Source organism: Pseudomonas sp. COR18, assembly GCF_048568395.1.
In the GTDB taxonomy this organism is placed as follows: domain Bacteria; phylum Pseudomonadota; class Gammaproteobacteria; order Pseudomonadales; family Pseudomonadaceae; genus Aquipseudomonas; species Aquipseudomonas fuscovaginae_B.
Map to the genome: position 1 here is coordinate 6,097,258 of NZ_CP183808.1, position 23,321 is coordinate 6,120,578.

The window sequence follows — 23,321 nt, forward strand, 5'->3', positions numbered from 1 at the left end:
CACCTGGCCGCCCATGAGGGCGACCCCTATGTCCTGCAGGTGCTGTTTGCCTTCGACGACCGCCAGCGCCTGGCCGCGTTTGCCGAGGCCCTGCAGAGCGTGATCGAACGCCACGACATCCTGCGCACCAGCGTGGCCTGGGAAGGCCTGGACCAGCCGGTGCAGGTGGTCTGGCGCGAGGCTCAACTGAGCCTGGAAGAGGTCACGGTCGATCCGGCGGCGGGTGAGGTACTGGCCCAGTTGCACCAGCGGTTCGATCCGCGCCACTACCGCCTGGACATCGGCCAGGCGCCGCTGATGCGGATCGCCTATGCCCAGGAGCCGCTCAGCCAGCGGATCAGCGCGATGTTGCTGTTCCATCACATGGCCCTGGACCACACGGCCCTGGAAGTGGTGGTGGAAGAGATGCAGGCCAGCCTGCAGGGCCTGACCGGGCAATTGCCGGCCCCGGTGCCGTATCGCAATCATGTGGCCCAGGCACGCCTGGGGGCCAGCCGGGAGGAACATGAAGCGTTCTTCCGCGACATGCTCGGCGATATCGACGAGCCGACGCTGCCCTATGGCCTGCAGGACGTGCAGGGTGACGGCCGTGCCGTCGTTGAAGTGCAACAACTGCTCGACAGCGGCCTGAGCCTGCGCCTGCGTGGCATTGCCCGGCCACTGGGCGTCAGCGCCGCGAGCCTGATGCACCTGGCGTGGGCCCAGGTGATTGGCCGCCTCTCGGGTCGGGATGAGGTGGTGTTCGGCACCGTGCTGATGGGACGGATGCTGGGCGGCGAGGGCAGCGACCGGGCCCTGGGGATGTTCATCAACACCTTGCCGTTGCGCCTGAGCGTCGGAGACCTCGGCGCCCTGGCCGGGGTCAAGGCCACCCATGAGCGCCTGTCGACCCTGCTCGGTCATGAGCATGCTTCATTGTCCCTGGCCCAGCGTTGCAGCGGCGTACCGGGTTCGCTGCCGCTGTTCAGTGCCCTGCTGAACTACCGCCATAGCACCGGTGGCGTGGCTTCGTCCGAGGCGATTGCAGCCTGGCAGGGTATGCAGACCCTGAGCATGGAGGAGCGTACCAACTATCCGTTGTGCCTGAACGTCGATGACCTGGGCGAGGCTTTCATGCTCACCATCCAGGCCGTGGAACAGATCGACGCGCGTCGGATCGGCGGCTACATGCAAGCCGCCCTGGAGCAGTTGGTCCAGGCTCTGGAGCAGGCGCCGACCACGGCGCTCAACCGCCTGTCGATCCTGCCGGCCGACGAGCGTGAGCAGTTGCTGGTGGGCTTCAACGACACCGCGCTGGAGTATCCGCAGGCGCAGACCATTCATGGGTTGTTCGAGGCCCAGGTGGCAAGCACGCCGGATGCCTTGGCGGTGGTGCATGGTGAACAACGCCTGAGCTATCTCGAACTGAACGAGCAGGCCAACCGCCTGGCCCATGCCTTGCGCAAGCAGGGTGTGCAGCCGGATTCGCGAGTGGGCATCTGTGTCGAACGCGGCGCCGAGATGGTCGTCGGCCTGCTGGCGATTCTCAAGGCCGGGGGCGCCTATGTGCCGCTGGATCCAGCCTATCCGGCTGAGCGGATCGCCTACATGCTGCAGGACAGTGCGCCGGCCGTGGTGCTGGCCCAGAACGCGACCCAGCAGTTGCTGGCCGGCGTGTCGGTACCGGTGATCAATCTGGATCAGGGCACCTGGCAGGACGAATCCGTCCGGAATCCGCAAGTGCCGGGCCTGACCTCGGCCCATCTGGCCTACCTGATCTACACCTCGGGTTCGACCGGCTTGCCGAAAGGCGTGATGATCGAACACCGCAACACGGTGAACTTCCTGACCTGGGCCCACGGGGCCTTTGGCAACGGAGCCTTAGACAAGACCCTGTTCTCGACCTCGCTGAACTTCGACCTGGCGGTCTATGAGTGCTTTGCACCGCTGACCTCGGGCGGCAGTATCGAGGTGGTGAAAAACGTCCTGGAACTGCAGCACGGCGAGCACGATATCGGCCTGATCAACACCGTGCCTTCAGCGTTGAAAGCGCTGTTGGAAGTGGATGGTCTGCCTGCTTCAGTTCACACCGTCAACGTGGCCGGTGAAGCGCTGAAACGCAGCCTGGTGGAATCGCTGTTCGAGAAAACCACAGTCCAGCGCCTGTGCAACCTCTACGGCCCTTCGGAAACCACCACCTACTCCAGCTGGGTGGCGATGGATCGGGAGGAGGGCTTCGCCCCGCATATCGGCAAGCCGGTGGGCAACACCCAGTTCTATCTGCTGGACGAACAGCAGCAACCCGTCCCGCTGGGCGTCCCGGGTGAAATCTACATCGGCGGTGCCGGCGTGGCCCGTGGCTACCTGAACCGCGATGATCTGACCGCCGAGCGCTTCCTCCGGGACCCGTTCAGCCAGGACGCTTCGGCAAGGATGTACCGCACCGGCGACCTTGGCCGCTACCTGCCAGACGGCAATATCGAATACCTGGGCCGCAACGACGACCAGGTGAAGATCCGCGGTTTCCGCATCGAACTGGGCGAAATCGACGCCCGCCTGGCCAGACACCCGGCCATTCACGAAGCGGTGGTCACCGCCCGCGAGGACGTGCCGGGCGACAAGCGCCTGGTGGCCTACTACACCCTGGCCGAGGGTCATGCTTCGGTGGAGATCGACAGCCTGCGCCGCCACCTGCAGGAAAAACTGCCGGAGTACATGGTCCCGGCCGTCTACGTCGTCCTGGAAAAACTGCCGCTGACCCCGAACGGCAAACTGGACCGCAAGGCCCTGCCGGCACCGGACAGCAGTGCCTTGAGCCATCGTGGCTACGTGGCCCCCGAAGGGGAGATCGAAATCGCCCTGGCCCATATCTGGCAGGAGTTGCTCGGCCTGTCCCAGGTCGGCCGGCATGACCGGTTCTTCGAACTGGGTGGTCATTCGTTGCTTGCCATGCGCCTGATTTCGCAGATTCGCCAGCAACTGGGGGTCGAACTGGGTCTGGCCGAGCTGTTTGCCCAGGCCGAACTGGCGGACCTGGCCCAGGTGATCGCCCAGGCCGGGCGCAGCACCTTGCCGGAAATCGTGCCGGTGGCCCGCGACCAGGCCTGGCCGTTGTCCTTCGCCCAGCAGCGCCTGTGGTTCCTGGCGCAGATGGAGGGCGCCAGCGCCGCCTACCATATGCCCGGTGGCCTGAGCCTGCGCGGCGTGCTCGACCGTACGGCCCTGCAACGGGCCCTGGAGCGCATCGTCGCGCGTCACGAAGGCCTGCGCACCAGTTTCATCCTGGGCGACGACGAACAGCCGCTGCAACGGATCGCCCCGGCAGACGCCGGCTTCAGCCTGCAACTGCACGATCTGCAGGGCCTGGCGGATGTCGACGCCAGACTGCAGGCGCTCGCCAGCGAGGAAGCCCTGCAAGCCTTCGACCTGGAACAGGGGCCGCTGATTCGCGGCCGCCTGATCCGCCTGGCCGAGGATCATCACGTACTGCTGGTGACCCTGCACCATATCGTCTCCGACGGCTGGTCGATGAATGTCCTGACCCGCGAGCTGGCCGCGCTCTACGCCGCGTTCAGCCAGGGCCAGGAAGATCCGCTGGCGCCGTTGCCGCTGCACTACCTGGATTACGCGGTGTGGCAGCGTCGCTGGCTCAGCGGCGAGCGGCTGGAACAGCAAACCCGGTACTGGCAACAGGCCCTGGCCGATGCCCCGGCGCTGTTGATGCTGCCTACCGACCGGGTCCGTCCGGCCCAGCAGGACTATGCCGGTGCCGCGCTGCCGGTGGTCCTCGACGAACAGCTGACCCGCGGCCTCAAGGCCCTCGGCCAGCGGCACGGCACCACCTTGTACATGACGGTGATGGCCGCCTGGGCCGCGCTGCTCGGCCGTCTGGCCGGGCAGGAGGAAGTGGTGATCGGTTCGCCGGTGGCCAACCGTACCCGCAGTGAAGTCGAAGGGCTGATCGGCCTGTTCGTCAACACCCTGGCGATCCGCGTCGACCTCGGCGCGCAGCCGACCGCCGAGGCTTTGCTGGCCCGGGTCAAGACCACCACCCTGGGCGCCCAAATGCACCAGGACCTGCCGTTCGAGCAGGTGGTGGAAGTGGTCAAGCCGGTGCGCAGCCTGTCCCACAGCCCGATCTTCCAGGCGATGCTGAGCTGGCAGGACATGGGCGGCAGCGACCTGGCCCTCGGCGACCTGCGCCTGGAAGGCCTGGACGCGGGGCATACCCTGGCCAAGTTCGATCTCTCGCTGGACCTGGGCGAAGTCCAGGGCCGCCTGCTCGGTTCGCTGGAATATGCCACCGCGCTGTTCGATGAAGGCACCATGCGGCGTTACCTGGGCTACTTCCAGCGCCTGCTGGAAGCCATGGTCGCCGATGACCAGCAGGTGCTGGAAAGGGTGCCATTGCTCGATGACGCCGAGCGTGAACAGTTGCTGCGGGGCCTCAATGCCACCGAAGTGCCGTATCCGAGCCACAGCACGATTCACCAGTTGTTCGAGGAGAGGGTGCAGGCGCAACCGCAGGCCATCGCGGTGGCCTTCCAGGATCAGCGTTTGAGTTATGCCGAACTGAACCGCGAAGCCAACCGCCTGGCCCATCGACTGATCGGCCTGGGCGTCGGTCCGGACGACCGGGTGGCGATCTGCGTCGAGCGCGGGGTGGAAATGATGGTCGGCCTGCTCGGCGTGCTCAAGGCCGGTGCGGCCTATGTGCCGCTGGACCCGGCCTATCCGGCCGAACGCCTGGCCTACATGATCGAGGACAGTGCGCCGTCGGTCCTGTTGACCCAACGTGCATTGCAGGAACGCCTGCCGGCACTGGAACTGATGCGGTTGCTGCTCGACGCCGACCAGCGCCAGGCTTTCAGCGAGCGCGACGACAACCCGGTGGTCCCGGATCTGGGCGTACGCAACCTGGCCTACGTGATCTACACCTCCGGCTCCACCGGCAATCCGAAGGGGGTGATGATCGAACACCGCGGGCTGGTCAACTACAGCGTCGATGCCGCGCGCCTGTTCGGCCTGACCCCGGCGGACACCGTGCTGCAGCAGAACACGCTGAACTTCGACCTGTCGGTGGAGGAGATCTTCCCGGCCCTGTTGGCTGGCGCCACCCTGGCGCCAAGCCGGGAGATCTTTGGCAGCGAGGGGACGCAGGACTACGGCATCCGTCCGACCTTCCTGCACATGACCGCCGCCCACTGGCACACCCTGGCCGCCGAATGGCACAGCCAGCCGCAACTGGCCGCGCGCTGCCTGGCCGATGTCCGGCTGATCAACGTCACCGGCGATGCGCTGTCGGCGCAGAAGCTCAAGCTCTGGGATGAAGTGCGCCCGACGCATACCCGGCTGATCAACACCTACGGTCCGACCGAGGCCACGGTGTCCTGCACCGCGGCGTACGTCAGCCATGATGCCGAGGCCGGCAGCGAGGGCAGCGGCAACGCCACCATCGGCAAGCCGATGGCCAACACCCGGATCTACCTGCTCGATGCCCATCAGCAGCCGGTGCCGTACGGTGTGGCCGGCGAGATCTTCATCGGTGGCGATGGTGTGGCACGCGGCTACCTGAACCTCGAACAGGTCAACGCCGAGCGCTTCCTGGTCGATCCGTTCAGCGACCAGCCTGATGCGCGCATGTACAAGACCGGTGACCTGGCCCGCTACATGGCCGACGGCCGTATCGAGTACCTGGGGCGTAACGACTTCCAAGTCAAGGTCCGCGGTTTCCGCATCGAACTGGGCGAAATCGAGTTGCGCCTGGGCAACTGCGCCGGGGTCAAGGAAGCGGTGGTGATCGCCCGGGAAGACAACCCCGGCGAGAAGCGTCTGGTGGCTTATGTGGTCGCGCAACCCGAGGCAAGCCTGGACGCCGCCAGCCTGCGCGCGGAACTGGCGCCGCAACTGGCCGAGTACATGCTGCCAAGCGCCTTCGTGCTGCTCGACGCGTTGCCGCTGACCCCGAACCGCAAGCTCGACCGCAAGGCCCTGCCGGCCCCGGCGGAGGAGGCTTTTGCCAGCCGTGAGCAGGTCGCCCCGCAAGGCACTGTCGAAACGGTCCTGGCGCAGATCTGGCAGGACCTGCTCAACCTGGAACAGGTGGGGCGTCACGACCACTTCTTCGAGCGGGGTGGCCACTCGCTGCTGGCCATGCGCCTGATTTCCCAGGTGCGTCGACGCCTGGGCGTCGAACTGAACCTGGCGGACATCTTTGCCCAGCCGGAACTGGCGGCCCTGGCCGAGGTGCTGGCGCACGCCGCCGGCAGCAGCCAGCCGCCGATCGTGCCGGTGTCGCGCGAGCAGGCCCTGCCGTTGTCGTTCGCCCAGCAGCGCCTGTGGTTCCTTGCGCAACTGGACGGTGGCAGCGCGGCGTATCACATCCCGGCCGGGCTGCGTTTGCGTGGCAGCCTGGACCGTGTTGCGCTCAAGCAGGCGCTGGATCGTATCGTCGCCCGCCACGAAGCGTTGCGCACCACCTTTATCCAGTTGCCGGGGCAACAGCCGGAGCAACGCATCGCCCCGGCCGACATCGGTTTCAACCTGCAATGGCAGGTGCTGACCGGGCAGGCCCAGGCGGAAGAAGAACTGCGGTCCATCACCGCGCAAGAGGCTCGCGAGCCATTCGACCTGGTGAACGGGCCGCTGGTGCGTGGACGGCTGGTGCGCATGGCGGATGACGACCATGTGTTGCTGGTGACCCTGCACCATATCGTTTCCGACGGCTGGTCCGCCGGCGTCCTGACCCGTGAGCTGGGCACGCTCTACGAGGCTTTCCGCCAGGGCGCGGAAGATCCGTTGCCGGCCCTGCCGGTGCAATACGCCGACTATGCGCTATGGCAACGTCGCTGGCTGGAGGGTGAAGTCCTGCAACGGCAGGGGCAGTACTGGCAGCAGGCCCTGGCCGGGGCGCCGGTTCTTCTGACCCTGCCGAGCGACCGGCCAAGGCCGGCACAGCAGGACTACAGCGGGCATACGGTAGGCCTGGCCCTCGACGCCGAGCTGACCCGCGACCTCAAGGCGCTGAGCCAGCGCCAGGGCAGCACCCTGTTCATGACGGTGATGGCCGCCTGGGCCGCAGTGCTCAGCCGCCTGTCCGGCCAGGACGACGTGGTGATCGGTACGCCGGCGGCCAACCGTCAGCAGGCGGAGGTGGAGGACCTGATCGGGTTCTTCGTCAATACCCTGGCGATCCGTGTCGACCTCTCGGCCGCACCGAGCGTCGAGAGCCTGTTGCAACAGGTCAAGCAGCAGACCCTGGCCGCCCAGGCGAACCAGGACCTGCCGTTCGAGCAGGTGGTGGAGGTGGTCCGGCCGCAACGCAGCCTGGCCCACAGCCCGATCTTCCAGGCGATGTTGTCCTGGCAGAACACCGAGGATGTCGATCTGGCGCTGGGTGACATGGCCCTGCAGGGCATCGGAGTGACCAGCAGCACGGCCAAGTTCGACGTGCTGCTGGACATGACCGAAGTGGGCGACCGCCTGTTCGGTACCCTGGAGTACGCCACGGCATTGTTCGACGAAGCGAGCATGCAGCGCTGCCTGGGTTACCTGGAAGCCATGCTGCGCGGCATGGCGGCCGATGAACGGGCGCTGGTCGGCGAGATCGCCTTGCTCGACGAGGCGCAGCGCCAGGAACTGCTGGACGGTTTCAACGCCACGGCGGTCGACTATCCGCAAGACCTGACCCTGCACGGGCTGTTCGAGGCACGGGTCGCCGACTGCGGTGAAACGATCGCGGTGGTGGATGAGCAGGGCAGCCTGAGCTACGACGCGCTCAACCGCCAGGCCAACCGTATCGCCCACCGCCTGATCGGCCTGGGCATCGGCCCGGACGACCGGGTAGCGATCTGTGTCGAACGCAGTCAGGCGATGGTGGCGGGGCTGCTGGGGATTCTCAAGGCCGGTGCCGCCTATGTGCCGCTGGATCCGGACTACCCGATCGATCGCCTGACCTACATGCTCGGCAACTGCGCGCCGGCAGTGATCCTCACCCAGGAGTCGCTGCGGTCGGTGTTGCCACCGAGTGACGTACCGGTCCTGTTGCTCGATCCGGCCCAGGCCGGGCATGAGGGGTTGCTGGCCCAGCCAGACCATAACCCGCTGCGCGCGGACGTTCGTCCCGAGCACCTGGCCTATGTGATCTACACCTCCGGCTCCACCGGCCAGCCGAAAGGCGTGATGAACGAACACCGCGCGGTGGTCAACCGCCTGCTGTGGATGCAGGACGAATACGGCCTGGACGCCTCGGATCGGGTGCTGCAGAAGACCCCGTTCAGCTTCGACGTGTCGGTCTGGGAGTTCTTCTGGCCGCTGTTCAACGGTGCGCGGCTGGTGATGGCACGCCCCGGCGGCCATCGCGACCCGGCCTACCTGCGGCAGGTGATTGGCGAGCAGGGCATCACCACCTTGCACTTCGTACCGTCGATGCTCGACCTGTTCCTGGCCCACGGCCAGACGCAGCAGAGCGCTCTGCGGCGGGTCATGTGCAGCGGCGAGGCACTGCCAGGGCACCTGGTGCGGCGCTTCAAGCAGCAGTTGCCGCAAGTCGGCCTGTTCAACCTCTATGGGCCGACCGAGGCGGCGGTGGACGTGACCGCCTGGGATTGCGCCGGACCGCTGGAGCAGACCCCGGACAACACGCCGATCGGCAAGCCGGTGGCCAACACCCGGATCTACCTGCTCGACGCGTACCGTCAGCCGGTGCCGCGAGGCGTGGCCGGGGAGCTGTACATCGCTGGCGTGCAGGTGGCGCGTGGCTATCTGAACCGTCCTGAACTGAGCGCCGAGCGGTTCCTCGACGATCCGTTCGGTGACGGACGCCTGTATCGCACCGGCGATCTGGCCCGCTATCTACCGGACGGCAACATCGAGTACCTGGGCCGCAACGACGACCAGGTGAAGATCCGTGGCTTCCGTATCGAGCTGGGGGAAATCGAAGCGCGCCTGGCCGCTTGCGCCGGGGTCAAGGAAAGCGTGGTGCTGGCACGGGAAGACAACCCCGGCGAGAAACGCCTGGTGGCCTATGTCACGGCGCAACAGCCGGAAACCGTCCTGGCGGTCGAAGCGCTGCGTGGTCATCTGCAGGCTGTGTTGCCGGAATACATGGTGCCGGCGGCCTATGTGCAGCTCGATGCGTTGCCGCTGACCCCCAATGGCAAGCTGGACCGCAAGGCCCTGCCGGCTCCGGACGCTGGCGCGCTGATCAGCCGTGAATACGAGGCCCCGCAAGGCGAAACCGAAAACCTGCTGGCGCAACTCTGGGCCGAACTGCTCAAGGTTGAGCGCGTCGGGCGGCATGACCACTTCTTCGAGTTGGGCGGCCATTCGCTGCTGGCGGTAACGCTGATCGAACGCATGCGCCAGATCGGCCTGAGCGCGGACGTGCGGGTGCTGTTCGGCCAGCCGACCCTGTCGGCCCTGGCAGCGGCGGTGGGTGGCAACCCGGAAATCGTGGTGCCGGCCAACCGGATCGCTGCCGGCTGCGAGCGCATCACGCCGGACCTGTTGCCCCTGGTCGACCTGACTCAGGAGCAGATCGACCGGGTGGTGGCGAGTGTGCCGGGCGGTGCGGCGAACGTGCAGGATATCTACCCGCTGGCGCCCTTGCAGGAGGGGATTCTCTATCACCACCTGGCGGCGGAGCAGGGCGATCTCTATCTCCAGCAGGCGCTGTTCCACCTGCGGGACCGCGAGCGGCTGTCGGCCTTTTTCGACGCCCTGCAGGGGGTGATCGGTCGTCATGACATCCTGCGTACCGCCGTATTCTGGGAAGGCCTGGACGAGCCGGTGCAGGCGGTCCTGCGTCAGGCACCGCTGGTGCTGGAGGAGTTGCCGCTGACTGCGCAGGACGGCGATATCGACGAGCAATTGCGCAAGCATTTCGACCCGCTGCACTACCGCCTCGATGTGCGCCAGGCACCCTTGCTGCGCCTGGCCTGTGCCTACGACGCCAGCCGGCAGCACTGGGTGGCCGTGCTGCTGTTCCATCACATGGCACTCGACCATACCGCGCTGGAGGTGGTGCAGCACGAGATGCAGGCCTATCTGCTGGGGCAGCAGGCGCAGTTGGGCTCGCCAGTACCGTTCCGCAACTATGTGGCCCAGGCGCGTCTGGGCGGCAGCCAGGCCGACCACGAAGCCTTCTTCCGCGAGATGCTGGGCGATGTCACCGAGCCGACCCTGCCGTTCGGCCTGCAGGAGGTACAGGATGGCAGCGCCATCGAGCAGGCCCGCCGGGTGGTCGACCAGGCCTTGAGCCAGCGTCTGCGCCAGTGCGCCCGTCATCTGGGCGTCACTGTAGCCAGCGTGCATCACCTGGCCTGGGCCAGGGTGGTCGGCGGGGTCAGCGGTCGCGAGGACGTGGTGTTCGGTACCGTGCTGATGGGCCGGATGCAGGGCGGCGAGGGTGCCGATCGCGCGTTGGGGATGTTCATCAACACCTTGCCGCTGCGCATCGAGGTCAATGCCCGTGATGTCCGGGCGGGCGTCCGGGCGACCCATGACCGCCTGACGGACCTGCTCGCTCACGAGCACGCGTCCCTGGCCCTGGCCCAGCGTTGCAGCGGTGTGGCCGCGGCGACGCCGCTGTTCAGCGCGTTGCTCAACTACCGGCATAGCGCCGTGCAGGCCGACAGTCAGGCGCTGTCGGCGTGGAACGGGATCGAGGGGCTGGGCGGCGAGGAGTGGAGCAACTATCCGCTGACGCTGTCGGTGGATGATCTGGGTGAGGATTTCGTCCTGAGCGTCGCGGCCCTGGAGGGCATCGGTGCGCAGCGGGTCTGCGACTACATGCACACGGCCCTGGTCAACCTGGCGGCGGCCCTGGAGCAGGCGCCCCTAACGCCGTTGGCTGAGCTTACGATCCTGCCCGATGCCGAGCGCGAGCAACTGCTGGTGGGCTTCAACGCCAGCCACCGCGACTACCCACGCACGCAGACCGTGCACGGGCTGTTCGAGGCCCAGGTCCGTGCCCGTCCCGAGGCGTGCGCGGCGATCCACGACGGCGTGGCGTTGACTTACGCCGAGCTCAACGCCCGAGCCAACCGCCTGGCCCGGCACCTGCGTGGCCTCGGCGTGCAGCCGGGCGACAGCGTGGCGATCCTGCTGGCGCGCAGCCATGACCTGCTGGTCAGCCAATTGGCGGCGCTCAAGTGCGCGGCGGTCTATGTGCCGCTGGACATCAATGCACCGCTCGAACGCCAGGGCTTCATGATCGAGGACAGCCAGGCGCGAGTCCTGCTGACTCATAGACAGGTGTCGCTGACGACCTCGGCACAGCGGGTGGAACTGGACCTCCTGGACCTGTCCGCTCTGGATCCGGATGACCTGGGGATCACCCAGTCCAGCGAAAGCGTGGCGTACATCATGTACACCTCCGGTTCCACCGGCACCCCGAAAGGCGTGCTGGTGCCGCACCGGGCCATCACTCGTTTGGTGATCAACAACGGCTACGCCGATTTCAACGAACGGGATCGAGTGGCCTTCGCCTCCAACCCGGCCTTCGACGCCAGTACCCTGGATGTCTGGGCACCGCTGCTCAATGGCGGCTGCGTGGTGGTGATCGGCCAGGACGACCTGCTGTCCCCGGCGAACTTCCAGCGCCTGTTGCTGGAACAGTCGGTGACGGTGTTGTGGATGACCGCCGGGTTGTTCCATCAGTATGCCTCGGGCCTGGGTGAGGCATTCTCGCGGCTGCGTTACCTGATCGTCGGCGGCGACGTGCTGGACCCGGCGGTGATCGCCCGGGTACTGGAAAACAGTGCCCCCGAGCATCTGCTCAACGGTTACGGCCCGACCGAAGCCACGACCTTCTCCGCGACCTACGAAATCACCGCGGTCGGCAACGGGGGCATCCCGATTGGCCGCCCCGTGGGCAACACCTGCCTGTACGTGCTTGATGCCCAGGGCCAGCCGGTGCCGGTGGGTGTGGCAGGGGAGCTGTATATCGGCGGGCAGGGCGTGGCCCTGGGTTACCTGAACCGGGAAGAACTGACCCGGGAAAAATTCCTGGTCGACCCATTCAACAGCGAGCCGAATGCTCGCCTGTACCGCACCGGCGACCTGGTGCGCTGGCGTGCCGACGGCAACCTGGACTATCTGGGCCGCAATGACGCCCAGGTGAAGATCCGCGGCTTCCGGGTCGAACTGGGCGAGATCGAAGCGCGCCTGGCCGAGCATCCCGAGGTCAGGGAAAGCGTGGTGTTGTGCCGCGAGGATGTTCCGGGCGACAAACGTCTGGTGGCTTATATCAGCTCGACCGGAGAGTCGATCCCGGCGGAGGCGCTGCACAGCTACCTGCAAGGTTTGCTGCCCGAGTACATGGTGCCGGCGGCCTACGTGCAACTTGATGCCTTGCCCCTGACCGCCAACGGCAAACTGGACCGCAAGGCGTTGCCGGTGCCGGATGCCCAGGCGCTGGTCAGCCGCGGCTACGAGGCGCCGCAAGGCGAGATCGAAAGCCGATTGGCGGCACTCTGGGCCGAACTGCTCAAGGTCGAACGGGTGGGGCGGCATGACCACTTCTTCGAACTCGGCGGTCATTCGCTGCTGGCGGTGCGACTGGTCAGCCAACTGGCTGCCGTTGGCTTGCCGCTGTCGCTGGCCGAGTTGTTCCAGCACGCGACGGTCGCGCAGTTGGCTGCCCTGCTGGGCAGCCGGGCCGAGCCCGCAGGGGTTGAGCAAGTGGTGCCGGTACGCACCACCGGCAGTCAACGGCCGTTGTTCCTGGTCCACGAGTTCACCGGCCTGGACCTGTATTTCCCGACCCTGGGCCAGCATATCGACAGCGATATCCCGGTCTATGGCCTGCCTGGCATTCCCCTCGGGCAGCCGCAGTTGCAGACCCTGGAATGCCTGGCGAGCCGTCTGTTGAACCTGATGCGCAGCGTCCAGCCGCAAGGGCCTTATCGTCTGGCCGGCTGGTCGTTCGGCGGCTTGCTGGCCTACGAGATCGCCATCCAGTTGGAGAGCCTGGACGAGGAGGTGGAGTTTGTCGGCCTGATCGATACCTACATGCCGCGCCTGGTGGATCAGGGCCGCGAGCGCTGGAGTCCGCACAGCGCGCATCGCCAGCATCTGCTGGAACGCTGTGAATCGTTCTGGAATGCCCAGGGGGTGAGCGAGGAAACGCTGGCGGCACTGGACGTGGTGCGTTCAAGGCTGCAGGACTTCGATTTCGAAGGGCTCCTGCAACATTGCCGCGAGCAGGGCGTATTGCCACCGGAACTCGCTGTTTACGAGGCCGAGTCTCTGTGGCGGTACCTGGATCGCGAGGTGGCCCACGGGCATGCCCAGGCCCACTACACCGTGTTCCCCACCAGCGTGCCGGTGCACCTGTTCACCGCCACCGAGCTGGCCCACGATGCCGTGCCTCATGACGGTTACCTGGGGTGGGACGCTGTGCTGCCGCGCAGCCAGCTGCAGCGTATCGAGGTCGCAGGCGATCACCAGAGCCTGATGCAGGCACCGCATATCCAGCGCCTCGCAGGGGCGCTCAATACGGCGTTGGCTTCGCTGGCCGGGCATTCGGCGCCAGTGCGCGCCAAGCACCAGCCGTTGCTGACGATCCAGGGCGGGCGCGGCGATCACACGCCGGTGTTCTGCGTACCGGGGGCCGGCGACAGCGTCACGGGCTTTATCGGCCTGACCGACGCGTTCGGTGCGCATTGGCCGATCCATGGCCTGCAACCGCGCGGGCTGGATGGCCGCACGGTGCCGTACGGTTCGGTGGAAATTGCCGCCGAGGCCTACCTGCGGGCGCTCGACAGTGTGCAACCCGAAGGACCGGTGCACCTGCTCGGCCATTCCTTCGGCGGCTGGGTGGTGTTCGAGATGGCCCTGCGCCTGGCGGCTCGGGGGCGCGAGGTGGCCTCGTTGACCCTGGTCGACAGCGAATCGCCAGGCGGCAACGGTGTGGTCGGCAGGCCCTACACGTCGATCGGTGTGCTGGAACGCCTGATCGAGACCATGCAACTGGCGGCGGGCAAGTCGATGGACATCGACCGGGCCGCCTTCGAGGCACAGGGCGATGCCGGTCAACTGCAGCTGTTGCATGCCGGCATGGTCCGCGCCGGGCTGCTGCCGCAACGCTCGGCACCGGACTCGATGCGCGGGCCGGTGCGGGCCTTCGGTTCGGCCTTGCGCACCCGCTACCAGCCGTCGGCGGTCTATACCGGCCCCGTGCGCCTGGTGCTGGCCGATGACCCGGTGCTGGACGCGGCGGGCAACCAGCGCGAGCAGCAGGCCATGGTCAACGGCTGGCGGCGTTGTGCCCCGGACCTCACCGTATGGCGTGGGCCGGGTAACCATTTCACCATCCTCAAGGCGCCACATGTGCAGCATCTGGCGAGTTGGTGGCGAAGCTTCCATTAACCCAACCTCTTGAAATCCGGCGGCGAGGTCGCCGGGTCAACCTCCAACGCATTCGTGGCTTTCTATGAAAAAGTTGAAGTTTCGCAAAGTGGTAATCGTGACAGTGCTGCTGGTCCTGGCGGCGATCGTGTTCTACAGCGTCCAGGCACCGGCCAAGCCGCCGGAGTATCTGACCGCCAGTGTCGAGCGCACGGACATCGAGAACTCCGTCCTGGCCAGCGGGGTGCTGCAGGGCATCAGGCAGGTCGATGTCGGCGCGCAGGTGTCCGGCCAGCTCAAGTCCCTGAAGGTGAAGCTGGGCGACAAGGTCAAGGAGGGCCAGTGGCTGGCGGAAATCGACCCGGTGGTGCTGCAGAACGCCCTGCGCCAGGCGCAGGTCAATGAACAGAACCTGACCGCGCAGAAACAGGCGGCGGCGGCGCAGCTCAAGGATGCCAAGTCCACCTACGAGCGCTACAAGCAATTGCGCGAGGACGATGCGATCTCCAAGCAGGACTTCGAGACCGCGCAATCGAACTTCGAGGTCCGGACCGCCAACCTGCTGTCGCTGGAGGCCCAGATCAGGGATGCGCGGATCCAGGTGGAAACCGCCAGGGTCAACCTGGGCTACACCCGTATCGTCGCGCCCATCAGCGGCGACGTGGTGGGCATCGTCACCCAGGAAGGCCAGACCGTGATCGCCAACCAGCTGGCGCCGGTGATCCTCAAGCTCGCCGACCTGGACACCATGACCATCAAGGCCCAGGTCTCCGAGGCCGACGTGATTCATATCAGCCCGGGTCAGGAGGTGTATTTCACCATTCTGGGGGATGTCGACAAGCGCTACTACGCCAAGCTGAGGGGGACCGAGCCGGCACCGCAGAACTTCCTGGAAACCCAGACCGCCGGTACGCCCAAGCAGAATACCGCAGTGTTCTACAACGCCTTGTTCGATGTGCCGAACCCCGATCACCGCCTGCGCATTTCCATGACCGCCCAGGTGCATATCGTGCGTGACCGGGCCAAGGAGGTACTGACGGTGCCGGTCGCGGCCCTGGGCGAGAAGAACAAGGACGGCACGTTCCCGGTGCGGGTACTCGACGCGCAGGGCCAGGCCCAGGTGCGCAACGTGCAGACCGGCATCAACAACAATGTCCGGGTGGAGATCAAGACCGGCCTGGCCGAGGGTGACAAGGTGGTCATTGGCGAACCGTCCGCGACACCCGCGGTAGCGGGGGCCTGACCATGAGCCGGCCTCTGTTGGAACTCAAGGGGATTACCCGCCGTTTCGTCGCCGGCGAGAAGGACTTCGTCGCGCTCAAGGACATCAACCTGACGATCAATGCCGGTGAACTGGTGGCGATCACCGGCGCCTCGGGCTCCGGCAAGTCGACCCTGATGAACGTGCTCGGTTGCCTGGACCAGGCCAACACCGGCAGCTACAAGGTCGACGGGCGCGAAACCGGCAGCCTGACGGACGATGAGCTGGCGCAACTGCGTCGCGATCACTTCGGTTTCATTTTCCAGCGCTATCACCTGTTGCCGCACCTGGCGGCCAGCCAGAACGTGGAAATGCCGGCGGTCTACGCCGGCACCGGTGAGAGCAAGCGCAACAGCCGTGCCCATGAACTGCTTGAACGCCTGGGACTGGCGGCGCACCTGGAGCACCGCCCCAACCAACTGTCCGGTGGCCAGCAGCAGCGGGTCAGTATCGCCAGGGCCCTGATGAACGGCGGCGAAATCATTCTCGCCGACGAACCCACCGGGGCCCTGGACAGCGCCAGCGGCAAGGAGGTGATGAAGATCCTGCTGGAGCTGCATGCGGCCGGGCACACGGTGATCCTGGTCACCCACGATGACAAGGTCGCCGCCCATGCCGAGCGCATCATCGAGATCCGCGACGGCGAGATCGTCAGTGACCGGCCCAATCCGAATCGTCCGGTGGAGGGCGGGAAAACCGCGCAGCGCCCACCGGCCAAGCCCCGGCAGGGCAACCGCCTGATGGCCGCTCTGGCGCTGTTCCAGGAGGCTTTCGTGATGGCCTGGGTGGCGCTGATCTCGCACCGCATGCGCACCTTGCTGACCATGCTCGGGATCATCATCGGCATCACTTCGGTAGTGTCGATCGTGGCGATCGGCGAGGGGGCCAAGGAGTACGTGCTCAAGGATATCCAGGCGATCGGCAGCAACACCATCGAGATCTTCCCCGGCAACGACTACGGCGACAACAAGGCGGGGTCCATCGAAACCCTGGCGCTTTCCGATGTGGCGGCCCTCAACAGCGAGTACTACATCGACAGTGCCTCGCCGAACATCGGGCGCAGCCTGCTGGTGCGTTACCGCAATATCGATGTGACGGCGACCGTCAGCGGGGTCAGCCCTAGCTACTTCCAGGTGCGTGGCATCAAGATGGGCCTGGGGGTACCGTTCAACCAGGATGACGCCCGGCGCCAGGCCCAGGTGGTGGTGATCGATCACAACACCCGCATCCGCCTGTTCGGCGCCTCGGCGGACCCGCTGGGCCAGGTGATCCTGGTGGACAACCTGCCGTGCACGGTGATCGGCGTGACCGAGGACAGGAAGAGCATTTTCAACACCAGCAAGAGCCTGAACATCTGGATGCCCTTCGAAACCGCTTCCGGTCGCGTACTGGGCCAGCGCTTCCTGGACAGCATCACGGTGCGGGCCAGGGACGGGCAGCCGAGCAAGGTGGTCGAGGACAACATCAACAAGCTGATGGAAAGGCGTCACGGCACCAAGGACTTCTTCACCTACAACCTCGACAGCGTCATGCAGACCGTACAGAAGACCAGCCAGTCGCTGGCCCTGCTGTTGTCCTTGATCGCGGTGATTTCCCTGGCGGTGGGCGGTATCGGCGTGATGAACATCATGCTGGTGTCGGTGACCGAACGAACCCGCGAAATCGGCATCCGCATGGCGGTGGGGGCGCGCCAGTCGGATATCCGCCAGCAGTTCCTGGTGGAGGCGGTGATGGTCTGCCTGCTCGGCGGGATCATCGGCATCAGCCTGTCGTTCGGGATCGGCTATGTGTTCTCGCTGCTGGTCAAGGAATGGAAGATGGTGTTCTCGCTCAGCTCGATCGTCACCGCCTTCATCTGTTCGACGCTGATCGGCATCGTGTTCGGCTTCGTGCCGGCGCGCAATGCCGCCCGGCTCAACCCGATCGAGGCATTGGCACGCGATTGAGCGGACCGCAGGAGCCCGCGCGGCTCCTGCCCGGCGCCCCGGAATGTCCCCATTTCCCATGCCAGACAGGCCACTGTCGCTGGGGTTAAATGCAGGCCACGAAAGGGCGATGTGGCAGGGCGGGCGCGGTTCCCGTGCCCGTCCCCGTATTGACCCGATGTCCTCATTTCCCCTGACACCTGTGCTCGGAGTCTGCGAGAGCGTTATGCCTATCGCCAAACCTGTTGCCCGCTTGCTGCTGCCCGTGCTGTGCGCGGCGCTGCTGGGCGGCTGCACACTGGGTCCGGACTACCAGCGGCCACAGGTGAAGGTGGCGAGCCGCTGGTATGCGCCGCTGCCCCATGGCGCTTCGGTGGTAGGGCTGGACGACTGGTGGCGGCAGTTCAACGACCCGGCACTGGCGGCGCTGCTGCGCCTGGCCGAGGCCGACAGCCCGTCCCTCGACCAGGCGTTGGCCCGCATCGCCCAGGCCCGTGCGACCCTGGACGGCAGCCTGGCCGATGGCCGGCCGCAACTCAACGGTGGCTTGAGCAAGGCGCGGGCCGGCGTCAGCCAGCGTGCCCTGAACAAGGTCGGCAGCACCTCCGGGGCGACCCTCGATGCGAGCTGGGAACTGGATCTGTTCGGCAAGCTGCGCCGCAGCGACGAAGCTTCGCGCCATCTGTTGGAGGCCCGGATCGATGACTGGCATGACGCCAGGGTATCCCTGGCGGCCGAGGTCGGTGATGACTTCGTGCAGTACCGCGGCTGTCAGCTGTTGGTCAACGCCTACCGCGACCAGGCGCAATCCCAGGAACAGACCGCGCGCCTGACCCGGCTGTCGCACCAGGCCGGTTTCACCTCCGCCGCCGATGCCGCGCTGGCCGATGCCAGTGCCGCTGCGAGCCTCGCGACCCTGACCAATCAGCAAAGCGCCTGCGATGTGCTGCTCAAGAGTCTGGTGGCCCTGTCCGGCAGCAGTGAGGACAAGGTGCGTGAAGTGCTCGGCGATCTGCCGCCGCGCCTGCCGGAGCCGGCCTTGCTGGATGTGCGGGAAGTGCCCGCCAACCTGGTTCGCCAGCGTCCGGACCTGGCCGCCAGCGAACGCGAACTGGCGGCCGCCAATGCGCAGATCGGAGCCGCCCAGGCCGACCGCCTGCCCAGTCTCGGCCTGGTCGGCTCCTTGGCCGTGGGCACCACCACCGGCCAATACAGCCGAACCTGGAGCCTGGGGCCGCAGCTCAGTGTCCCGCTGTTCGATGGCGGCAAGCGGCGGGCGGCCGTGGACTCGGCCCGGGCCGGCTATGACTCGGCCCTGGCAACCTATCGGCAGACCCTGCGCACGGCCGTGCTGGAGGTCGAGCAATCGCTGGTGCGCCTGGACGCCGCGCGCCGCTCGGAGGCCGATGCCCGGCGCGCCACGCAAGGTTACGAGGCGTATTTCCAGGCCGTCGATCGCAACTGGCAGGCCGGCAATGCCAGCCTGCTCGACCGCGAGCTGGCGCGCCGCTCGGCGTTGTCGGCGCAAATCGAACTGATCACCCTGCAACAGAACCAGGTGCGCTACTGGATCGCCCTGTACAAGGCCCTCGGCGGCGGCTGGCAGGACCGCGACGGGCTGGCGGGCGAAGTGCCGAAGCGGGGTGGGGCATGAGGCTGACGGCAGGCCATGGCCTGCTGGCACTGGCTGGGCTCGCGCTCTCGGGATGGCTGCTCTTCGGTCGCGCCGCGCCGGCACCGGCGGCCACGCCCGTGGTGGCTACCAGCCTGAGCGTCGAGGCGGTGCAGCCGCGCCGTGAAGACTGGCCACAGGTGCTGGTGGCCAGCGGAGCCCTCGCGCCCTGGCAGGAGGTGCTGATCAGCGCCGAGACCGGCAGTTTGCGCATCGCCAGCCTGAACGCCGATATCGGCGACCGGGTGCGCAAGGGGCAGGTCCTGGCCACCCTGGCCGATGCCAGTGTGCAGGCCGACGAAAACAAGCAGAAGGCCGCGGTGGCCCAGGCGGCCGCACAGTTGCAGGAGGCACGCTCCAACGAGCGACGCGCGGCGGTGGTCGGGCAGAGCGGCGCCTTGTCGGAGCAGCAACTGGAGGAGTACCGGGTCAAGGTACAGACCGCCGAGGCCAACCTGGCGTCGGCGAACGCCGATCTGCGCAGCACCCGCATCCGGCTCGCGCAGACCCGTATCGTCGCGGTGGACGATGGCATCATCTCCGGGCGCAAGGCCCTGCTCGGCGATGTGGTGGCCACCGGCAGCGAATTGTTCCGGATGATCCGCGCCGGTCGCGTCGAATGGCAGGCCGAACTCGATGCGCGGCAGTTGCCGCAGGTACGCGCCGGACAATCCGCCGAGCTGGAACTGCCGGATGGCACGCAGGTGCGGGGGCGGGTGCGCCTGGTTGCGCCGGTGCTGGACAGCAAGACCAGCCGCGCGCTGGTCTATGTCTCCTTGCCCGGCGACTCATCGGCACGGGCCGGCATGTACGCCAGCGGCCGCATCGAACTGGCCGACCGCGCGGCGCTGACCGTTCCGGATACCGCCGTGGTCCTGCGCGATGGCCGCTCCTATGTGTTCGTGCTGGGCGAGGACATGCATGTCACCCAGCAGGGGGTGGAAGTCGGGCGCCGGCGCGGGCGGGCCGTGGAAATCGTCGCCGGGCTGACCGAGCAGGCGCGGATCGTGCGCAGCGGAGGCGCCTTCCTCAGCGACGGGGCCAGCGTGACCCTGGTCCACAAGGCGGACGAGCGATGAACATCTCCGCACTGTCGATCCGCTACCCGGTACCGGCGGTCATGCTGTTCGTGCTGCTGACCCTGTTCGGCGTGTTTGGCCTGGATCGGCTCGGCATCCAGGACTTTCCGGACACCGACCTGCCCACGGTGGTCATCAGTGCATCGCTGGAAGGGGCGGCGCCCGAACAACTGGAAACCGAGGTGGCGCGCAAGCTCGAAGACAAGCTGACGTCGTTGCGTCTGCTGCAACATGTGACGACCTCGATTACCGAAGGCAGCGTCAGCATCAACGTCACCTTTGCCATCGACAAGGACGGCAACGAAGCCCTCAACGAAGTGCGCAACGCAGTGGACAGTGCCAGGGCCGAATTGCCGGCGAGCCTCGACACGCCGTCGGTGTCGCGCCTGACCACCAATACCTCGGCGCTGCTGACCTACGTGGTCGATGCCCCGCGGATGAACGAGCAAGCCTTGTCCTGGTTCATCGACAATGAATTGAGCAAGCACCTGCTGGCCGTGCGGGGCGTCGCCAAGGTCGTCCGGGTCGGCGGGGTGGATCGGGAGATCCAGGTCGACCTCGATCCGGCCATGATGGCAGGGTTGGGGCTTGGCGTGACGGACGTGGCCGCTCGCTTGCGGGCGATGCAGAAAGACAACTCCGGCGGCCAGGGCGATCTGGGCAGCGGCCAGCAGGCCCTGCGCATCCTGGCGGCGATCGACGACCCGGCGCAGCTCGGCACCGTTCGCCTGCCCACCGGCGATGGACGCATGGTGGCCCTGCAGCAACTGGGTTCGGTCCGCGATACCCATGCCGAGCGCAGCACCCGGGCCTTTCGTGACGGCAAGCCGGTCATCGGCTTCCAGGTGATGCGCTCCCTGGGTTTCTCCGATATCGGGGTGACGGCGGATGTGCGCCGCGCGATCGACGAATTCGACGGCCAGCATGCGGATATCCGCATCGAAGAGGCGAGCAACAGCGTCGCGCCGGTGCTGGAGAACTATCGCGGCTCCATGACCCTGCTGTACGAGGGCATGCTGCTGGCCGTACTGGTGGTCGGCTGGTTCCTGCGTGACTGGCGGGCCACCCTCGTCGTGGCGACCGCGCTGCCGTTGTCGATCATTCCTACCTTCGGCGTGATGTATTTTGCCGGTTTCACCCTCAATACCATTTCCCTGCTGGCCCTGGCGCTGGTGATCGGCATCCTGGTGGACGATGCCATCGTCGAAGTGGAGAACATCGCCCGGCACCTGCGCCTGGGCAAAAGCCCGCGCCAGGCGGCGATCGAGGCCTCCGACGAAATCGGCCTGGCGGTGGTGGCGACCACCGTGACCCTGGTGGCGGTGTTTCTGCCCACGGCGTTCATGGGCGGGATATCCGGCAAGCTGTTCCGCCAGTTCGGCGTGACCGCCAGCGCGGCGCTGCTGTTTTCCCTGCTGGTGGCGCGCATGCTGACGCCGATGATGGCGGCCCATGTGCTCAGGGCCAGGTCCCATGTAGAGCAGGATGGCGGCTTGATGATCCGTTACCTGGGCTGGATCCGCACCAGCCTGAGCCGACGCCGGACCACCATGGCCCTGGTCGGCCTGCTGCTGCTCGGCTCCCTGGCGCTGATCCCGCTGTTGCCCACCAGTTTTCTGCCGGCCCAGGACAATGCGCGCAGCACCATCAGCCTGGAACTCGTGCCCGGCAGCAGCCTGGAGCAGACCGCCGCCATGGTCTTGCAGGCCGATGCCCGCCTGCGCACGATTCCCGAGGTGGCGCATGTTTTCGCCGCGGTGGGCAGCGGCGATATCTCCGGCGGCGGCAATCGCAAGGCGAGCCTGACGGTCGACCTGCTGCCACGCGACGAGCGCGCCCTCAAGCAGTCCTCGGTCGAGGCGAAGATGCGCGAGGCGCTGCGCAGCCTGCCCGGGGTGAGAGTCAATGTCGGCGGCGACCGCAGCGGGGAACGCCTGGACATCGTCCTGGCCAGTGACGATGGCGACCTGCTCGAACGCACCGCCAGTGCCCTCGAACCCCAGTTGCGCCAGCTCAGGGGGATCGGCAACGTGACATCGAGTACCGCGGTGCAACGGCCGGAGATCCAGATGCGCCCCGACTACGTGCGCGCAGCCGAGCTGGGTATCAGCAGCCAGGACATTGCCGACACCTTGCGCCTGGCAACCTATGGCGAATATTCATCGTCCCTGGGCAAGGTCAACCTGTCCCAGCGTCAGGTCGACGTGCGGGTTCGCATGCAACCGCAGGTGCGCACCGACCTGGAGAGCATCGCCCAGTTGCGGGTCAGGGGCCACGACGGCCAGGTCGCGCTGGCGTCGCTGGGCGAGATCGGCATGGGCAGCGGGCCGGCGCAGATCGACCGGCTGGACCGCCTGCGCAACATCACCCTGTCCATCGAACTCAATGGCCGCAATGTCGGCGAAGTGATGGATGAAGCCCGGCAACTGCCGGGCCTGCAGCACCTGCCCGGGCAAATGAAGCTGGTTGAGCAGGGCGAGCTGCAACTGATGAGCGAACTGTTCGGCAATTTCAGCCTGGCCATGGCCGTCGGCGTGTTCTGCATCTACTCGGTGCTGGTGCTGCTGTTTCATGACTTCATGCAGCCTTTCACCATTCTTTCGGCCTTGCCTCTGTCGCTGGGCGGCGCCTTGTTGGCCCTGCTGCTGGGCGGCATGAGTTTTTCCATGGCGTCGGTCATTGGGCTGTTGATGCTGATGGGGATCGTGACCAAGAACTCGATCCTGCTGGTGGAGTACGCAATCATGGCCCGCCGGGACCAGGCCATGCGTCGCCACGACGCCTTGATCGATGCCTGTCACAAACGCGCCCGGCCGATTCTGATGACCACCATCGCTATGGGCGCGGGGATGTTGCCGACGGCATTGGGCTGGGGCGGGGAATCGGGCTTTCGCCAGCCGATGGCCGTGGTGGTGATTGGTGGCCTGCTGGCTTCGACGGTCCTTAGCCTGCTGGTGGTGCCGGTGATTTTCACCTATGTCGACGACGGGCTCGAAGGGATCAAGCGGCTTGTGCGTGTACCCCGATAGGCGGAATGGACCGCCATCGAGGTG

General features: G+C 66.5%; 6 protein-coding genes (1 of these 6 running past the window's edge). All 6 read left to right on the forward strand.

The annotated features are described in order from the left end of the window. A protein-coding gene (locus ACM62G_RS27535; RefSeq protein WP_419736068.1) for a non-ribosomal peptide synthase/polyketide synthase crosses the window boundary here: on the forward strand, positions 1 to 14,352 show its end. 16,521 nt of this gene lie to the left of the window's left edge; the window shows 14,352 of its 30,873 coding nt (coding positions 16,522-30,873); the start codon falls outside the window, past its left edge; the stop codon is at positions 14,350 to 14,352. Positions 14,353 to 14,416: 64 nt separating this feature from the next. After that, on the forward strand, positions 14,417 to 15,574 hold the full coding sequence (gene macA, locus ACM62G_RS27540; RefSeq protein WP_054064595.1) for a macrolide transporter subunit MacA: 1,158 nt from the start codon (positions 14,417 to 14,419) through the stop codon (positions 15,572 to 15,574). Positions 15,575 to 15,576: 2 nt separating this feature from the next. Continuing rightward, positions 15,577 to 17,538, forward strand: a complete 1,962-nt coding sequence (locus ACM62G_RS27545; RefSeq protein ID WP_419736069.1) for a MacB family efflux pump subunit — start codon at positions 15,577 to 15,579, stop codon at positions 17,536 to 17,538. A gap of 205 nt (positions 17,539 to 17,743) precedes the next feature. After that, positions 17,744 to 19,171: an efflux transporter outer membrane subunit gene (locus ACM62G_RS27550; RefSeq protein ID WP_273822897.1), complete on the forward strand. Its 1,428-nt coding sequence runs from the start codon at positions 17,744 to 17,746 to the stop codon at positions 19,169 to 19,171. After that, on the forward strand, positions 19,168 to 20,268 hold the full coding sequence (locus ACM62G_RS27555; protein WP_419736070.1) for an efflux RND transporter periplasmic adaptor subunit: 1,101 nt from the start codon (positions 19,168 to 19,170) through the stop codon (positions 20,266 to 20,268). Before ACM62G_RS27550 ends, ACM62G_RS27555 begins: the two co-directional genes overlap by 4 nt. Next, positions 20,265 to 23,297, forward strand: coding sequence for an efflux RND transporter permease subunit (locus ACM62G_RS27560; protein WP_419736071.1), 3,033 nt, complete (start codon positions 20,265 to 20,267; stop codon positions 23,295 to 23,297). The genes ACM62G_RS27555 and ACM62G_RS27560 overlap by 4 nt, the downstream gene beginning before the upstream one ends. Positions 23,298 to 23,321: the final 24 nt, after the last annotated feature.

Excerpts from the sequence above, each read along its gene's own strand:
- ACM62G_RS27550 (WP_273822897.1), top strand. The coding sequence starts at position 17,744 with ATGCCTATCGCCAAACCTGTTGCCCGCTTGCTGCTGCCCGTGCTGTGC.
- ACM62G_RS27555 (WP_419736070.1), top strand. The coding sequence starts at position 19,168 with ATGAGGCTGACGGCAGGCCATGGCCTGCTGGCACTGGCTGGGCTCGCG.
- macA (WP_054064595.1), top strand. The coding sequence starts at position 14,417 with ATGAAAAAGTTGAAGTTTCGCAAAGTGGTAATCGTGACAGTGCTGCTG.
- ACM62G_RS27545 (WP_419736069.1), top strand. The coding sequence starts at position 15,577 with ATGAGCCGGCCTCTGTTGGAACTCAAGGGGATTACCCGCCGTTTCGTC.
- ACM62G_RS27560 (WP_419736071.1), top strand. The coding sequence starts at position 20,265 with ATGAACATCTCCGCACTGTCGATCCGCTACCCGGTACCGGCGGTCATG.